Here is a 16,773-nt window from a genome sequence, read left to right as displayed (position 1 = left end):
AGAGATATATGGCTACTACAAAGAAATATTGGAAAAGTACAGCACAGCTTCAGGATGATAATGAAATTATCCAAAGCTTAGAGCAAAACGAATTCGCTAGTCCGATACCTACAGATGAGTTCTTAGGTAATGATGAGGCTATGGAGTCTTCAGGTACTTCTAGACGTGACTTTTTAAAGTATGTTGGTTTTAGTACAGCAGCAGCGTCACTTGCTGCATGTGAAGGTCCTGTAATTAATTCGGTACCATACGTAAATCAGCCTGAAAGGATTATTCCTGGTATGGCTAATTATTATGCAACAACCATAGCAAACGGTTACGACTTTGCAAGTGTTTTAATTAAGACTAGGGAAGGGCGTCCTATTAAAGTTGAAAATAATAAAGATGCTGCCTTCCGTGGTAGTGCTAGTGCTAGAGCTCATGCTTCTGTTCTTTCTTTATATGATACTAATAGGTTGCAGTATCCTACTGCAAATGGTGAGCAAGTTGAGTGGTCTCAGCTTGATCGTCAAGTAAAAGAAAAATTAGCCGGTGTTGCTGGTAAAGAGATTGCGATTTTGTCTAGAACTTTTGCAAGTCCTACGTACAACAAAGTGATTTCGAAGTTTAAAGAAGCTTATCCTACCACAACTATCACCATTTACGATACGGTTAGTGAGGACGCAGCTCTAGATGCATTTAATGCAAAGTACGGCGTAAGAGCGCTTACTGATTATGATTTCACCGATGCTGTTTCTATAGTTTCAGTTGGTGCAGATTTTGTTGGTGATTGGCAAGGTGGTGGTTTTAATAAAGGCTATGGGCAGTCACGTGTGCCTAAAAACGGTAAGATGTCACAGCACATTCAGTTTGAGTCTAATATGTCACTTTCTGGGGCAAATGCTGACAGACGTTTTCCTGTAACTCCAACTGAACAAAAGCACATCATTGCTGCTTTGTACAGTAAGATTGTTGGCGGACCTAGTCCAAAGCTTTCTGATAAGCTGTCTAAGGCTGTTGAGCAAGCCGCAATTAGTTTAAAAAGAGCTGGTAGTAAAGCTGTAGTTCTTTGTGGTTTGCCTAGTATGGAAGCACAGCTTCTTACGCTTGAGATAAATGATGCTTTAGCAAGTTCGATTGCAGATGTTAAAGCGCCTATTATGACGCGTCAAGGAAACAGAAAAGCTGTTAACGGTTTGGTTTCTAGAATGAATGCAGGCCAAGTAGGTGTTGTAATATTTGCAGATGTTGATCCTGTTTATAGTTATGATGATAATGACGCTTTCGCGAAAGCGTTAACAAAAGTATCTACTAAGATATCATTAGCAACACGTGCCGATGCTACTGCTGTTAAAAGTGATTATGTAGCAGCAACTCCTCATTACTTAGAAGCATGGGGTGATACTGAAATAAAAAAGGGGTACGTGTATTTAACACAGCCTACGATTAATACATTGTTTGATACTAGACAAGCGGAAGATTCTCTTCTTGTTTGGGCTGGATCAACGAGTAGTTACAGTGATTTAGTGAAGGAAACAGCTTCTGCAAATGGAGCTAGCTGGAATCAATCTTTACATGATGGTTTTTACGCTTATTCTGGTCCTGTTGTAGAAGAAGGAGAAGTTGATGCTCCAGTTTCTTCTACAGTAAGCGCAGCTTCAGCTTTAAGTAAGTTAAGCGCGGCTAAACAACCTAGTGACTATGAACTTGTTTTATATACAAAAGCTGGTCTAGGTGATGGAACTATGGCAAATAATCCATGGTTGCAAGAATTACCTGATCCTATAACTCGTACGACTTGGGATAATTACGTTACTATTTCTCAAAAAGATGCTGAATCTTTGGGTATAGAAAACTATAACGTAGCAAATGGTGCGCTTGATGGTAGTTATGTTAATGTAACGGTTAATGGAAAGACTGAAAAGCTTCCAGCACTTATCCAGCCAGGTCAAGCTCCTGGAACTATCGGTGTAGCTCTAGGTTACGGTAAGAAAGAAGCTATACAGGAGGAAATGCAAACAGGTGTAAACGCTTACCCATTTTATAAAGATGGTTTAAACGTGCAGTCTGCTAGCGTAGCTCTTGCTGATGGTATTCATGAATTTGCTTGTACGCAATTACAAAACACGATGATGGGTCGTGATATCATCAGGGAAACAGATTTAGCTACCTATAAAACGGGTAACAAGGATGAGTTTAATCCTATGCCTGAAGTTTCGTTAAATCATATCGAGACACCAGTTACGTCTCCTGATGTTGATTTGTGGGAAAGTTTTGACAGATCAGTCGGGCATCATTTTAATATGTCTATTGACTTAAATGCGTGTACTGGTTGTGGTGCATGTGTAATAGCTTGTCATGCTGAAAATAACGTACCAGTTGTAGGAAAAACCGAGGTTAGAAAATCTCGTGACATGCATTGGTTAAGAATTGATAGATATTATTCTTCCACTGAAAGCTTTGAAGGTGATGAGTCTAAAAAAGACGGATTTGAAGGCTTATTTGGAGATAATGGTTCTTTAGGAGGATTTGGTGAATTAGAAATTCCAGCAGACAATCCACAAGTAGCATTTCAGCCGGTGATGTGTCAGCACTGTAATCACGCACCTTGTGAAACTGTTTGTCCTGTGGCTGCTTCTTCTCACGGTCGTCAAGGTCAAAACCACATGGCATACAACCGTTGTGTAGGAACAAGATACTGTGCAAACAACTGTCCTTATAAGGTACGTAGATTTAACTGGTTCTTATACAATGGAAATGATGAATTTGATTACCACATGAATAATGATTTAGGTCGTATGGTAATTAACCCAGATGTAACCGTTAGATCTCGTGGTGTAATGGAGAAGTGTTCTCTATGTATACAAATGACTCAAATGACAATCCTTGAGGCTAAGAAAGATGGTAGGCCAGTTAAAGATGGTGAATTTGCTACGGCATGTTCAAATGCTTGTTCTGATGGAGCCATTACATTCGGAGATATCAATGACAAGGATTCTGAGATCTTTAAAGTAAAGCAACAAGACCGTATGTATCACTTATTAGAAGAAGTAGGAACTGAACCTAATGTGATGTATCAGGTTAAAGTGAGAAACGTATAATTAACTAAGAAATTTATTCTAGATAGTATGGCTCATTATGAAGCGCCCATAAGAAGACCTCTAGTAACCGGTGATAAAACCTATACCGACGTTACTCGAGACATTGCAGCACCAGTTGAAGGTGTCGCAAATAAGCAGTGGTGGTTAGTGTTTACCATTTCCCTTATTGCTTTCCTTTACGGATTAGGTTGTATCACATATACGGTTGCTACTGGTATCGGTGTATGGGGACTAAATAAAACTATTGGTTGGGCATGGGATATCACCAACTTTGTTTGGTGGGTAGGTATTGGTCACGCAGGTACCTTGATTTCGGCAGTACTTTTATTATTCCGTCAAAAATGGAGAATGGCGATTAACCGTTCTGCAGAGGCAATGACGATATTCTCGGTAATACAAGCTGGTTTATTCCCGATTATTCACATGGGTAGACCATGGTTAGCATACTGGGTTTTACCTATTCCTAATCAATTTGGTTCTTTATGGGTTAACTTTAACTCTCCATTACTTTGGGATGTATTTGCAATTTCAACTTATCTATCGGTTTCATTAGTTTTCTGGTGGACAGGTTTACTTCCTGACTTTGCAATGCTTAGAGATAGAGCAATAACTCCTTTCAATAAGAAAATATACAGTTTACTGTCATTTGGTTGGTCTGGTAGAGCAAAGGACTGGCAACGATTTGAAGAAGTATCGTTAGTGCTAGCTGGTCTAGCGACTCCACTGGTACTTTCAGTACACACTATTGTATCGTTTGACTTTGCTACATCGGTAATTCCAGGATGGCACACGACTATTTTCCCTCCATACTTTGTTGCTGGTGCAATCTTTTCTGGATTTGCTATGGTAAATACTCTTCTTATTGTAATGAGAAAAGTTTGTCATCTTGAAAACTATATAACAATACAGCACATTGAGCTTATGAACATCGTAATCATGATTACAGGTTCTATAGTTGGTGTGGCTTATATAACAGAGTTATTTGTTGCTTGGTATTCAGGAGTTGAGTATGAACAATATGCTTTCTTAAATAGAGCAACAGGGCCGTATGCATGGGCTTATTGGGCAATGATGACTTGTAACGTATTCTCTCCACAGTTTATGTGGTTCAAAAAGTTAAGAACTAGTATTCTTTTCTCATTTGCTATCTCGATAGTAGTAAATATAGGGATGTGGTTTGAGCGTTTTGTGATTATTGTTACATCTCTGCACCGTGACTACTTACCTTCGTCATGGACTATGTTCTCACCAACATTTGTTGATGCAGGTATTTTCATCGGTACTATAGGATTCTTCTTTGTACTGTTTTTACTATACTCAAGAACATTCCCAGTAATAGCTCAAGCCGAGGTAAAATCTATCCTTAAAGCAAGTGGTAGTAAATACAAAGCTCTTAGAGATAACAAACAAACGACAACTCACGGTGATGCTTCTGGCGACACTTTAGCTCATCCTAACGCATAATAATTATGGCAGCGTCAAATAAGAAATTACATGTAATGTATACCGATGATGATGTTTTGCTTAATGCAGTTAAGCAAGTAAGAGAAAAGCATTATCATATTGAGGAAGTGTTCACTCCTTTTCCGGTTCACGGGCTTGAAAAAGCTATGGGAATAGCAGATACGCGATTAGCGATTAACGCATTCTTATACGGATTAGTAGGTCTAGCGGTAGCAACTACTATGATGAACTATATTATGATAGAAGACTGGCCACAAAATATTGGTGGTAAACCTAGTTTTTCATATCTAGAAAATATGCCAGCATTTGTACCTATTATGTTTGAACTTACGGTATTTTTTGCAGCTCACCTTATGGTTATAACGTTTTACTTAAGAAGTAGATTATGGCCATTTAAAAAGGCTGAAAACCCAGACGTAAGAACTACAGATGATCATTTCCTTATGGAAGTTGATGTAAAAGGTGATATTGAAGAAATGTCTCGTTTTATGTATGACACTGGAGCAACAGAAATTAAAGTAATCGACAAAGAAGAGCACTAATGAATAGAATTTTTAAAACATTCATTTACGCAGCATTGGGACTTGTTATGGTTTCTTGTATGAATGATAACGAAACAAGTACTAAAACAGATCGTTCTGTTCAGTATTTCCCAAACATGTACAGGTCAGCTGGGTATGAAACTTACCAAGAGGCTGAAATTTTTCCTGGTAATGTAGAGGCCCAAAAACCTGTTGAAGGAACGATTTCTAGAGGTTGGATGCCTTATGATTATGAAAATAATAATGAAGGTTACGCTTCCGCGAAAGCGAACCTAAATAACCCATTACCGTATACCGAGGCTAACCTAGCAAAGGGTAAAGAATTATACGATATATACTGTGCTGTATGTCACGGAACAAGTGGAAATGGTAAAGGAATATTAGTGAAGAATGAAAAGATCCTAGGTGTTCCTAGTTATGACAGTAGAGAAATAACTCAAGGTTCTATATACCATGTTATGTATTATGGTATAAACACTATGGGATCCTATGCTTCACAAACCTCGATTGAGGAAAGATGGCAAATCGCTCATCATGTTGATGCACTTACTCGTGATCTTAAAGGTGAGGAAAAAAGAGAATTTGTAAATGGAGATGATGCTGGTAAGGCTCCTGTTATGGAAGCACCTGCTGATGAAACTCAGCAAGCTGATTCAAACGATACTGATAACAATTCAACAACAACTGAAGGCGAGTAAGGCCGTAAATAGATATTTATGTATACGCTATCAAGTAAATTAAAAGTTTTTGCAGGAATACTGTTTGTAGTAGGTCTTATTATGACTGTATTTGGTTTTATAAACAGTCCGGCAGATCTTGCAGAAGTAGAACAAATGCTGGAAAAAGAGCATCATGGTGATCATCATGGAGCAAGTACAGTGAATTTTGAGGATGCCACGAATGATCATCATAACACTCATGGTGAGGAATCACACGGTGATGAAGCTCATGGTGAATCTCACGAAATGTCACATGCCGAGCATGTTTACCACCAATTAACTAACAGACCTTGGTCTGCTGTGTATGTTGCAGCATTCTTTTTCTTTATGATTGGTTTAGGTGTTTTAGCCTTTTATGCTATTCAAAAAGCTGCTCAGGCTGGTTGGTCTCCTGTGTTGTTTAGGGTTATGGAAGGTATCAGTAGTTATATACTGCCTGGAGGAATCATCATGTTCATTTTATTGTTAATATCTGCATTTCATGTAAACCACATTTTTATATGGATGGATGAAGATGTTGTAGCACACGATGAAATTATTCAAGGTAAAACTGGCTTTTTAAATATTCCTTTTTTCCTTGCAAGAGCTGCAGCATTTTTAATAGGATGGAATTTATATCGTTGGAATATTCGTAAGTTCTCCTTAAAACAAGATGAGGCAAAAGATGGTGATATTGCATGGTATAAAAAAGGTTTTAAGCACAGTGCAGCTTTTCTTGTATTCTTCATTGTAACCGAATCAATAATGTCATGGGACTGGATCATGAGTTTTGATCCACACTGGTTCTCAACATTATTTGGCTGGTATGTTTTTGCAAGTATGTTTGTTTCTGGAATTACGACTATCGCTTTAGTAACAATTTATCTTAAGTCAAAAGGATATTTGGAGTTTGTTAATGACTCACACATACATGATTTAGCTAAATTCATGTTTGGTGTTAGTATTTTCTGGACATATTTATGGTTCTCTCAGTTTATGCTTATTTGGTATTCTAATATTCCAGAGGAAGTAACTTATTACGTTACTCGTATAGAGGATTATAACTTAGTATTTTTTGGAATGGTAGCAATTAATTTCTTGTTTCCATTGCTTATACTTATGAATTCTGACTTTAAGAGAATTAACTGGTTTGTCGTAACAGCAGGTTTATTTATACTAGTTGGTCATTATTTAGATATTTACGTTATGGTTATGCCTGCTACAGTAGGTGCATCATGGTTCATCGGTTTACCAGAAATAGGATCATTCCTAATGTTTGGTGGAATCTTCTTATTCTATGTGTTTAATACCATTTCTAAAGCACCATTATTGGCCAAAGGAGATCCTTATTTAAAAGAGAGTAAGCATTTCCATTATTAATCTACTTAACAAAAGAAAACTATTGAAATGACAGCATTTCTTATCATATTAATCGCAGCTTTAATTGCCGTTTCAGCATGGCAAATTTCAAAGATTGTTAGTTTAGGTAAAGCTTCATCTGGTTCCAATGGTGCCGAGGCTCAAATAGCTAACGATGAAGATAACAAACGTAATGGCCAGTTCATGCTATACTTTGGTATCGGTATTTATATCATGATGATCGCATGTTTTATTGCGTATGATGATTTTTTCTTACCTGATGCAGCATCTGAACATGGTACTGAGTATGACAGCCTTTTATTTACCTCTACAATTATTATCATGATTGTACAGGTACTTACCCAAGGTTTATTACACTATTTCTCTTATAAATATCACGGTAGAAAAGGTCAAAAAGCCTTATTTTATGCCGATAACGATCGTTTAGAGTTTATTTGGACGGCAATTCCTGTAGTAGTTCTCGCTGGACTAATTTTATGGGGTTTATTCTCATGGAATGACATTATGGACGCTAACATGGATGATGATCCAATCGTTGTAGAGGTTTATGCTTACCAGTTTGGTTGGAAAGCTAGATACAGTGGAGCCGACAATACATTAGGTGATGCAAATGTTAGATTTATTGAAGGTGCAAATCAATTAGGAGTTGATCCTACTGATGCCGATGGTCAAGATGACGTAGTAACTACAGAATTACACTTACCTGTGGATCGTCCAGTGCTTTTCAAGTTTAGAAGTCAGGATGTTCTACACTCAGCATATTTTCCACATTTTAGAGCACAGATGAATGTAGTTCCTGGAATGGTTACTCAATTTAAGTTTACTCCTACTGTAACCTCTGAAGAATATAAGAGTACAGAGTTTATGACGGAAAAAGTTAGTAAGATTAACGAAATTCGTCGACAAAGAAGTAAGGAATTAGAAGCTAACGGCGACGTAGCTTTAGATCCATACGAGTTTGAGTATTATTTACTTTGTAATAAGATTTGTGGTGCCTCACACTACAACATGCAAATGAAAATAGTAGTTGAAGAGAAGGAAGACTTCGATGCATGGATTGCAGAACAAAAAACAATAGGAACAACTTTAGCAAACGCTGAAAATTAAAATTATGGGACAGGCTATTTCAGTTTCAACAGAAAATGCACATGATGATGGACACCACCATCATAAAGAAACATTTGTAACTAAATATATCTTCTCTCAAGACCATAAGATGATTGCAAAGCAATATCTTATTACAGGTTTGATAATGGGAGCAATAGGTATAGCAATGTCTATACTATTCAGAATACAATTGGCATATCCAGAACAGCCTAATGCTTTGTTTTCACTTTTCTTAGGTGAAAGATGGGCAGAAGGTGGAGTAATGAATCCTAATATGTATCTAGCACTTGTAACGCTGCATGGTACAATTATGGTGTTCTTTGTACTTACAGCAGGTTTGAGTGGTACTTTCTCAAACTTCTTAATACCGCTGCAGATTGGTGCTCGTGATATGGCATCTGGATTCCTAAACATGGTTTCTTATTGGTTGTTCTTCTTGTCTTCGGTAATAATGATTGCTTCATTATTTGTTGAAACAGGACCAGCTGCCGCTGGATGGACTATATATCCACCTCTTAGTGCGTTAGAAGAAGCTATGCCAGGTTCAGGTGCTGGTATGACACTTTGGTTAGTTTCCATGGCAATTTTCATTGCTTCATCACTTTTAGGGTCTTTGAATTATGTTGTTACTGTAATTAACATGAGAACTAAAGGTATGTCGATGACTAGATTACCTCTTACTATATGGGCGTTCTTCGTGACAGCAATTATTGGTGTAGTATCATTCCCAGTTCTTTTATCAGCTGCTTTGTTATTAATCATGGATAGAAGTTTTGGTACTTCATTTTTCTTATCAGACATTTATATCAAAGGAGAGGTTTTAGCACACCAAGGTGGTTCACCAGTACTTTTTGAACACCTATTTTGGTTCTTAGGTCACCCGGAAGTATATATCGTATTATTACCTGCATTAGGTATCACCTCTGAAGTGATTGCAACTAATTCACGTAAACCAATTTTTGGATATCGTGCCATGGTAGCGTCTATTCTTGCAATTGCTTTCCTATCGACTATTGTATGGGGTCACCACATGTTCGTATCAGGTATGAATCCTTTCTTAGGTTCGGTATTTACCTTTACTACCTTATTAATCGCGATTCCATCTGCTGTAAAAGCCTTTAATTACATCACTACGTTATGGAAAGGTAACTTACAGATGAATCCAGCGATGCTGTTCTCTATCGGTCTTGTTTCTACATTCATTACAGGTGGATTAACAGGTATTATCTTAGGTGATAGTACGTTGGACATTAATGTGCATGACACTTATTTTGTTGTTGCTCACTTCCACTTGGTAATGGGTATATCAGCGTTGTATGGTCTTTTTGCTGGGGTTTACCACTGGTTCCCTAAAATGTTCAACCGCATGATGGATAAAAATCTTGGATATGCACATTTTTGGTTAACTGCAATTGGTGCTTACGGAGTATTCTTCCCTATGCACTTTATCGGAATGGCTGGTTTACCAAGACGTTACTATACAAATACAAACTTTCCATATTTCGATGATTTAGCTGATACTAATAAGTTGATAACATGGTTCGCTATTTTCACAGCATTAGCACAGCTATTCTTTGTGTACAATTTTGTTAAGTCTATTTTCTACGGAAAGAAAGCTCCTGCAAACCCATGGAAGTCTAACACTTTAGAGTGGACTACAGGTGATAAGCATATTCATGGTAACTGGGATGGTCCTATACCGCATGTTTATAGATGGGCTTACGATTACAGTAAAGTAAATGAAAACGGTGAGTATGTAATTCCTGGACAGGATTATGCTCCACAACATATACCTCTTCAAGATGGTGAGGAAGAAATGAATCACTAGAATTTATATTAACAGTATTAAGCGCCTCTTGTAGGCGCTTTTTTTATGCCGTATAATTTTCTTCTGTTTTCTAGGAGTTTATAATTATGTTCGCTTTCGCGAAAGCGTATTCATCACAAACATTTCTTTTGTTATTATTTCTATTATCGTAGGACTTATCTTTGAGATATGAATGAATATTTGGACGCTTCTAGTGAAAATTTAAGCAATGAGGAACACGATATTGAACGTGCGTTAAGACCGTTATCTTTTGATGATTTTGCAGGTCAGGATCAAGTGCTCGAGAATTTGAAGGTATTTGTTCAAGCCGCAAATCTTCGTGGTGAGGCATTAGATCATACCTTATTTCATGGTCCACCTGGATTAGGAAAAACAACCTTGGCACATATTCTAGCCAATGAATTAGGCGTAGGTATCAAGGTTACTAGTGGTCCTGTGCTAGATAAGCCAGGTGATCTAGCTGGTTTACTAACTAATCTGGATGAGCGTGACGTGTTATTTATTGATGAAATTCATAGATTAAGTCCGATTGTAGAGGAGTACTTATACAGTGCAATGGAGGATTATAAAATCGATATAATGATTGAAACAGGTCCTAATGCTCGTACGGTTCAAATCAATCTCGCTCCCTTTACATTAATTGGTGCTACTACGAGGTCAGGATTACTTACAGCTCCTATGAGAGCTCGCTTTGGTATTCAATCTAGGTTACAGTATTATACTACAGAGTTACTGTCTACGATCGTAACACGTAGCGCTCATATTTTAAACGTACCTATTGATATAGATGCCGCTATTGAAATCGCTGGTCGCAGTCGTGGTACACCTAGAATTGCTAATGCATTATTACGTAGAGTAAGGGATTTTGCACAGATTAAAGGCAATGGTTCTATTGATCTGAATATTTCACAATTCTCCTTGAAGGCACTGAATGTTGATGCGCATGGACTGGATGAAATGGACAATAAGATTTTAACAACATTAATTGAAAAATTTAAAGGTGGTCCTGTAGGAATTACTACGTTAGCTACAGCAGTATCTGAAAATGCCGAAACGATTGAGGAAGTATACGAGCCTTTTCTCATTCAACAAGGTTTCATAATGAGAACACCAAGAGGTCGAGAGGTTACTGAATTAGCCTATAAGCATTTAGGTAAAACCCGACATAATAATCTAGGAGGCTTATTTGATACCTAACACATGGAAATACCACAAGTACCTTTTATAGAGTTTTTAAGCAAATCCAGACAAATTTATAAGGATCCCTTGCCGTTTCACCGTTATAACTTTAAAAAGTACGGTAAAACTTTTAAGATAAAACCGAAGTCCGGATTGGTCATTCATTTTACTTGCGACGAAGACCTTGCGCAATACATGCTTCAAAAAAATCAAAAAATTTTCATAAGTCTACTTTACAAACAAAAGACTTAGGGAAGTATATAGGTCATGGATTGTTAACGGCAAACGGTGAGCAATGGAAAGCCAATCGTAAATTAATTCAACCAGCTTTCTACAAAAAATCAATCGCTACTCTTATGAACAAGATGGAAGAAGTGGTTGATGAAGAGTTGGGTAAAATCAAACCTAATGAGATCCAAGATGTTTTTGAAATTTTCAATGATCTTGCGTTTAAAGTAGTTGCCAAAACTCTTTTTTATATTGAAGATATTGAAGATAAGATCAACAGGCTTCAGGAAATTACTGAAAAGGCTCAAAAAATGTTGATTAAGGAATTAAGATTGCCTTTTTTACTTTGGTACTATAAACGAGAATGGTTGTCTGGATCTGGAAGTATTCCCTATCATCTTGAGCTTATTAATGAAGCTAGACAATTGCTTTCAGATATAATTGATGATCGTAAAACTAGTCAAAAACATTTCGGTGATCTATTAGACATGCTGTTACACAGCACCTATGAGGATGGTTCCTATATGAGTAAGGAGCAACTCATAGACGAAATACTAGTTTTGTTTATTGCTGGTCATGAAACAACGGCAAATGCATTAAGCTTTGCTACTGAACTATTAGCCCAACATCAAGATGCCCAGGATTTAGTTTTACAGTCGGTGCAAGATGTTGATAAAGAATCAGACTTGATGACGCAGATAATGCGATCTCAATTTACCAAACAATGTGTTGAAGAAACATTAAGATTGTATCCACCTGCTTATGTAACTGATCGCGTAGCTCTTAAAGATGATGAGTGCGGTTCTATAAAAATTGATAGAAATACCAATTGGTTGATTTCGTTTTATGAGTTACATCGTAGAGAAGACTTATGGGAATCTCCTGATGATTTTAAACCAGAACGCTTCAATCCAGATAGAGTCAAAGAATACAGGAATTTCTATTTTCCATTTGGAGCAGGACCACGTATGTGTGTAGGAAACAACTTTGCGATGTTTGAAATGGTAATGGTTTTGAACAAACTAGTAAGTAAGTATCATTTAGTCCCTACCAGAGAAAGGATAGAATACAATCCACTAATCACCCTAAAACCTAAAAAGGCGATGGTTATGTTTAAAGAGCGATAGTCATACGATAAGTCTGATTTTAATTCTGTAGTCTTGCTTCTACTTTCAATCATATCCTCGTCCAGGTCAAAACCAACAGGGACTAGACTAATTCAATCAGTAATAGATATCAATAAAAGCCCTAAGTACAATCAGGAATACTACTTGATTACGCTATGAAGTTTAAAGAACTTACAGTTTTTCTTGTATTCGACGAGCGGTAGGGAGAGAAACGCAGGCTAACTGATAGTGTGCACAACGACACCAACGTTTTGGGAGACATTTACAAAATTTTCAATTATGCTTTCGCGAAAGCTTGACGTCAAATCTAAAGTTTTGTAGAATCCCGCTGAATCAATTTAGTTTTTAATACGATTTGTTGATACTCCACAGGTTTATTTCTTTTTTTCAATTTTATTTCTTTGTAAAGTTGTTTAAAAGCGGCTTTTCCCATTTTTACACCAGGTTGATCGATTGTGCTTAAAGTTGGAGAAATAATTGATGACATGAACCAATTACTGAATCCTACAATCGCAATATCTTCAGGAATTTTAATTCCTGCATCGTTGAATTCAGATATAGCTCCTATGGCTACTAAATCAGTGTTTATAAATATACCATCTACATCGTTGTGCTCCTGCATGAGAAGTCTTGCATTTTCTTTACCTTCTTCAAAACTATTATCATCACATTCACATATATAAACCAATGAGGGATCATATTTGATTCCATTGTCGTCTAGAGCTTTTCGGTAACCTAGAAATCTATCTATAGAATTTTGAGGAAGTAATGATCCTCGAAAATGTGCAATTTGCCTACAGCCTATATCTATAAGATGTTGAGTTGCATCATACGCTGCTTTTCTATCATCAATAATTACTTTTGAGCAATTGACTATTTTAGCAATTTTATCAAACATTACTAGCGGTGTATTTGCCTTTATGACATCAGTCAAATGCTTGTATTCAATAGTACCATTTGCAAGAGAAATGATAATACCATCTACTCTTTGATTCATTAAAAGGTCAATTTGTTTTTTCTCTAATTCATAAGATTCATTGGATTGCAGTATAATTACCAAATAACCTTTTTTTTCAGCTTGAGCAACTATTCCTTTAATTACATTAGAGAAAAAGTGATGTACAATTACGGGTATAATAAGACCTATAGTTTTTGATTCCCTAGTCCTCAAATTAACAGCAAACGCATTTGGTTTGTAATTCAGAGTGCTTGCAAGTTCTTTTACTAAAGATTTGGTTTTAGGACTTACATCTGGATAATCTTTAAGAGCTTTTGAAACAGTGGTAATGGAGATGTTTAATTTATTAGCGATTTCTCTTAATGTGACTTGTTTCATGATGGATTTATCAAAAATATAGCAGCTAAAATACAATAAAAGTAAATATCGAAAACGTTTTCGAAAAAACCGAAAACGTTTTCGGTTAAAATTTTTATTAATAATTCTGTCCTTGTTCTAATTTCGAAAAAGTATTAACTCAACATTTACTGATAATTAAATTTTACTCAAAATGAATATTAAGAAAACTACATGGGGTATTATAGTGACATTGTTGTTTGCAGCTGTTACTGTTACCGCACAATCGACAATTTCTGGAACTGCAAAAGATATTCAAGGCGAAACACTTCTTGGTGTGAATCTAGTGCTTCAAGGGACTAACAAAGGTGCTGTGACTGATCTTGATGGTAAATACAGCATTGCAAATGTCCCAAATGGAGATTACACTATTGTAGCTACGAGTTTAGGATATGATAAAGTTATTAAAACTGTAAGTGTTAGCGGATCCAATGTTGTTGTTGATTTTGTAATGAAGGAAAATGCGGAGTCTCTAGAGGCAGTTGTAGTTACTGGTGTGACAAATCCTAAAGCAAAAATTGAGTCAAGTGTTTCTGTTACAACTTTGAAAACGGAAACTGTTGCTCAAAGCGCGCCTAGAACTACTGCGGAGATTTTTAGAACAATACCAGGTATACGATCAGAGTCTTCAGGTGGTGAAGGAAACTCAAATATATCTGTAAGAGGTGTTCCTATTTCTTCAGGTGGTTCCAAATACGTTCAACTTCAGGAAGACGGTCTTCCAGTATTATTATATGGAGACATGTCTTTTGCTACTGCAGATATTTTTACAAGATTTGATGCTAACGTTGCTCGTATTGAAGCGATTCGTGGTGGATCTGCGTCTACACAAACTTCAAATGCTCCTGGTGGAATTATAAATATTATAAGTAAAACAGGAAAATCAGAAGGTGGTATCATAGGAACTACATTCGGAGCTAATTATGATTCTTTTAGAACTGATTTTTCATACGGAACTGAGGTTGCGGATAATTTATATATTCATGCTGGTGGGTTTTATAGAGTAGGAGAAGGAATAAGAGATGCTGGGTTTACTGCAAATAATGGAGGTCAATTTAAATTGAGCTTGATGAAAGAATTTGAAAATGGATCTGTAAGAGTTTATGGTAAGTATTTAAATGATAGAGCGATAGCTTATTTGCCAGCTCCTATTCAAGTTTCAGGAACCAATGCAAACCCTACTTGGGAAGATGCTCCTAATTTTGATGCTACTACCGGATCACTACATACACCTAATTTAACGCAAACACTACGATTAGGGCCTGATGGTGAGCCTTCACGAGGTGATGTTACAGATGGTATGCATCCCGTGTCTACATCCTTAGGAATTGCAGCGAAGTTTGATCTAGGAAATGGCTATAAAGTTTCTAATAATGGTAGATTCTCTGCAAACAGTGGAGCCTTCGTATCTCCTTTCCCATCGCAAGTAGGTACAAGTGCGTTAATTGCTGACTCTTTTGGTGCTGGATCTACGTTACAATTCACGGATGGTTCGCCAGTAGGAGCAAATAGTCTTGTGGCGCGTATTCATATGTTTGATGTTGAGTTAGAAAACTTTAATAACTTCATGAATGATATTAAATTATCAAAATCATACAACAACCTAGACATAACATTAGGTTACTTTAAATCCATTCAAAATGTTTCAATGAACTGGAGCTGGAATTCTTACCTACAAGAAGTAAAAGGGGAGAATGCTAGATTGATCAACGTTTTTGATCCTGCAGGCGCTCCTTTAAGTGAAAATGGATTATATGCTTATGGAACACCTTTTTGGGGTAACCTTGCAAGAAATTATGATACACAATACAACGTCTCTGCTCCATATTTAAATATTGCATTAGAGGCAAGTGAAAGTTTAAATTTTGATGCAAGTGTCAGATTCGATTATGGTAAAGTAGATGGAGCATTTTCAGGAGGTGTAGAATCTACTATAGATATAAATAATGATGGTGTTATTTCAGCACCAGAACAAGCGGTTTTTAGTGTAGATAACGCCGCTCCTACAAATGTGAATTACAATTATGATTACTTCTCTTATTCGTTAGGTGTCAATTATAAACTACAAGAAAGACAAGCTGTTTTTGCACGCTATAGTAGAGGAGCATCTGCAAAGGCAGATCGTATTTTGTTCTCGGGATTAGACTACCAAAATTCTGATAGAATCAACGCTCTAGATTTCCTTAATCAGGCAGAAGTGGGGTACAAGCAAGGATTTGATAATGGTGCTATTTATGTTACAGGATTTTATTCTTCAACTACAGAACAAGCAGGATTCGAGGCTACAAATCCGGATCTAATTATTGATAATGATTACAAATCCTTCGGTGTAGAGGTAGAAGGTTCATATAGGTTGAAGGATTTAACTGTTAGAGGTGCGATTACATATACAAATGCAACTCTTGAGTCAGGAGATAACGAGGGAAATAAACCTAGGAGACAACCAGATTTTATTTATAATTTGATACCTTCTTATAACTTTGGCGTTGAAAAGCAAAATTCCATAGGATTAAGCTTTATAGGACAAACAAAAGCATATGCCCAAGACACTAATGAATTAATTATGCCTGGATTTGTAATAGTAAACGGATTTGTAAACATGGGTATAACTAAAAACTTAAATGTAAACATGTCTGCAAATAATATTTTTGACACATTAGGTATCACTGAGTCTGAAGAAGGCTCCATCGTAGAAGGGCAAACTAATTATTTAAGAGCTAGAGCTCTTCCTGGAAGGTCTGTTTCATTAGGATTGCAATATAGATTTTAATATATTATTTGGTAGT

General features: G+C 36.6%; 11 protein-coding genes. 10 read left to right on the top strand and 1 reads right to left on the bottom strand.

What is annotated here, in order from left to right; genetic code table 11:
• Positions 1 to 8 precede the first annotated feature (8 nt).
• The 9 genes from BST91_RS10170 to BST91_RS10130 all read left to right on the top strand — a co-directional run bounded on the left by BST91_RS10170 (position 9) and on the right by BST91_RS10130 (position 12,633).
• A complete protein-coding gene (locus tag BST91_RS10170; RefSeq protein WP_085775321.1) occupies positions 9 to 3,080 on the top strand; it encodes a TAT-variant-translocated molybdopterin oxidoreductase in 3,072 nt (1,023 codons plus the stop codon).
• A 27-nt stretch (positions 3,081 to 3,107) separates the two neighbouring features.
• Positions 3,108 to 4,544: an NrfD/PsrC family molybdoenzyme membrane anchor subunit gene (nrfD, locus tag BST91_RS10165; protein WP_042279509.1), complete on the top strand. Its 1,437-nt coding sequence runs from the start codon at positions 3,108 to 3,110 to the stop codon at positions 4,542 to 4,544.
• A 5-nt stretch (positions 4,545 to 4,549) separates the two neighbouring features.
• A complete protein-coding gene (locus tag BST91_RS10160; protein WP_042279511.1) occupies positions 4,550 to 5,086 on the top strand; it encodes a DUF3341 domain-containing protein in 537 nt (178 codons plus the stop codon).
• Entirely contained in the window at positions 5,086 to 5,784 is a 699-nt protein-coding gene (locus tag BST91_RS10155) for a c-type cytochrome (protein ID WP_060523680.1), read from the top strand. Before BST91_RS10160 ends, BST91_RS10155 begins: the two co-directional genes overlap by 1 nt.
• An 18-nt stretch (positions 5,785 to 5,802) precedes the next feature.
• Entirely contained in the window at positions 5,803 to 7,164 is a 1,362-nt protein-coding gene (locus BST91_RS10150; protein WP_085775320.1) for a TroA family protein, read from the top strand.
• Between the two features lie 27 nt (positions 7,165 to 7,191).
• Positions 7,192 to 8,271, top strand: a complete 1,080-nt coding sequence (locus BST91_RS10145; RefSeq protein ID WP_085775319.1) for a cytochrome c oxidase subunit II — start codon at positions 7,192 to 7,194, stop codon at positions 8,269 to 8,271.
• 4 nt (positions 8,272 to 8,275) lie between these two features.
• Positions 8,276 to 10,099, top strand: coding sequence for a cytochrome c oxidase subunit I (locus BST91_RS10140; protein WP_060523684.1), 1,824 nt, complete (start codon positions 8,276 to 8,278; stop codon positions 10,097 to 10,099).
• 168 nt (positions 10,100 to 10,267) lie between these two features.
• The gene (ruvB, locus tag BST91_RS10135; protein ID WP_042279524.1) at positions 10,268 to 11,296 is read left to right on the top strand and encodes a Holliday junction branch migration DNA helicase RuvB; all 1,029 of its coding nucleotides are present in this window, start codon (positions 10,268 to 10,270) and stop codon (positions 11,294 to 11,296) included.
• 152 nt (positions 11,297 to 11,448) lie between these two features.
• A complete protein-coding gene (locus BST91_RS10130; protein ID WP_244895603.1) occupies positions 11,449 to 12,633 on the top strand; it encodes a cytochrome P450 in 1,185 nt (394 codons plus the stop codon).
• 307 nt (positions 12,634 to 12,940) lie between these two features.
• On the opposite strand, the gene BST91_RS10125 is transcribed toward BST91_RS10130, so the two are convergent.
• Positions 12,941 to 13,969, bottom strand: a complete 1,029-nt coding sequence (locus BST91_RS10125; protein ID WP_085775318.1) for a LacI family DNA-binding transcriptional regulator — start codon at positions 13,967 to 13,969, stop codon at positions 12,941 to 12,943.
• A 172-nt stretch (positions 13,970 to 14,141) separates the two neighbouring features.
• Between BST91_RS10125 and BST91_RS10120 the strand changes: the two genes are divergently transcribed.
• Entirely contained in the window at positions 14,142 to 16,757 is a 2,616-nt protein-coding gene (locus BST91_RS10120; RefSeq protein ID WP_085775317.1) for a TonB-dependent receptor, read from the top strand.
• Positions 16,758 to 16,773: the final 16 nt, after the last annotated feature.

The organism is Nonlabens tegetincola, from assembly GCF_002117085.1.
Classification (GTDB): domain Bacteria; phylum Bacteroidota; class Bacteroidia; order Flavobacteriales; family Flavobacteriaceae; genus Nonlabens; species Nonlabens tegetincola.
Note: the sequence above shows the minus strand (reverse complement) of the source record. Positions and strands in the feature narration are given on the sequence as shown.

What these genes read in the sequence shown, in the direction of transcription:
- BST91_RS10170 (WP_085775321.1), top strand. Translation starts at nt 9, where the DNA reads ATGGCTACTACAAAGAAATATTGGAAAAGTACAGCACAGCTTCAGGAT.
- nrfD (WP_042279509.1), top strand. Translation starts at nt 3,108, where the DNA reads ATGGCTCATTATGAAGCGCCCATAAGAAGACCTCTAGTAACCGGTGAT.
- BST91_RS10160 (WP_042279511.1), top strand. Translation starts at nt 4,550, where the DNA reads ATGGCAGCGTCAAATAAGAAATTACATGTAATGTATACCGATGATGAT.
- BST91_RS10155 (WP_060523680.1), top strand. Translation starts at nt 5,086, where the DNA reads ATGAATAGAATTTTTAAAACATTCATTTACGCAGCATTGGGACTTGTT.
- BST91_RS10150 (WP_085775320.1), top strand. Translation starts at nt 5,803, where the DNA reads ATGTATACGCTATCAAGTAAATTAAAAGTTTTTGCAGGAATACTGTTT.
- BST91_RS10145 (WP_085775319.1), top strand. Translation starts at nt 7,192, where the DNA reads ATGACAGCATTTCTTATCATATTAATCGCAGCTTTAATTGCCGTTTCA.
- BST91_RS10140 (WP_060523684.1), top strand. Translation starts at nt 8,276, where the DNA reads ATGGGACAGGCTATTTCAGTTTCAACAGAAAATGCACATGATGATGGA.
- ruvB (WP_042279524.1), top strand. Translation starts at nt 10,268, where the DNA reads ATGAATGAATATTTGGACGCTTCTAGTGAAAATTTAAGCAATGAGGAA.
- BST91_RS10125 (WP_085775318.1), bottom strand. Translation starts at nt 13,969, where the DNA reads ATGAAACAAGTCACATTAAGAGAAATCGCTAATAAATTAAACATCTCC.
- BST91_RS10120 (WP_085775317.1), top strand. Translation starts at nt 14,142, where the DNA reads ATGAATATTAAGAAAACTACATGGGGTATTATAGTGACATTGTTGTTT.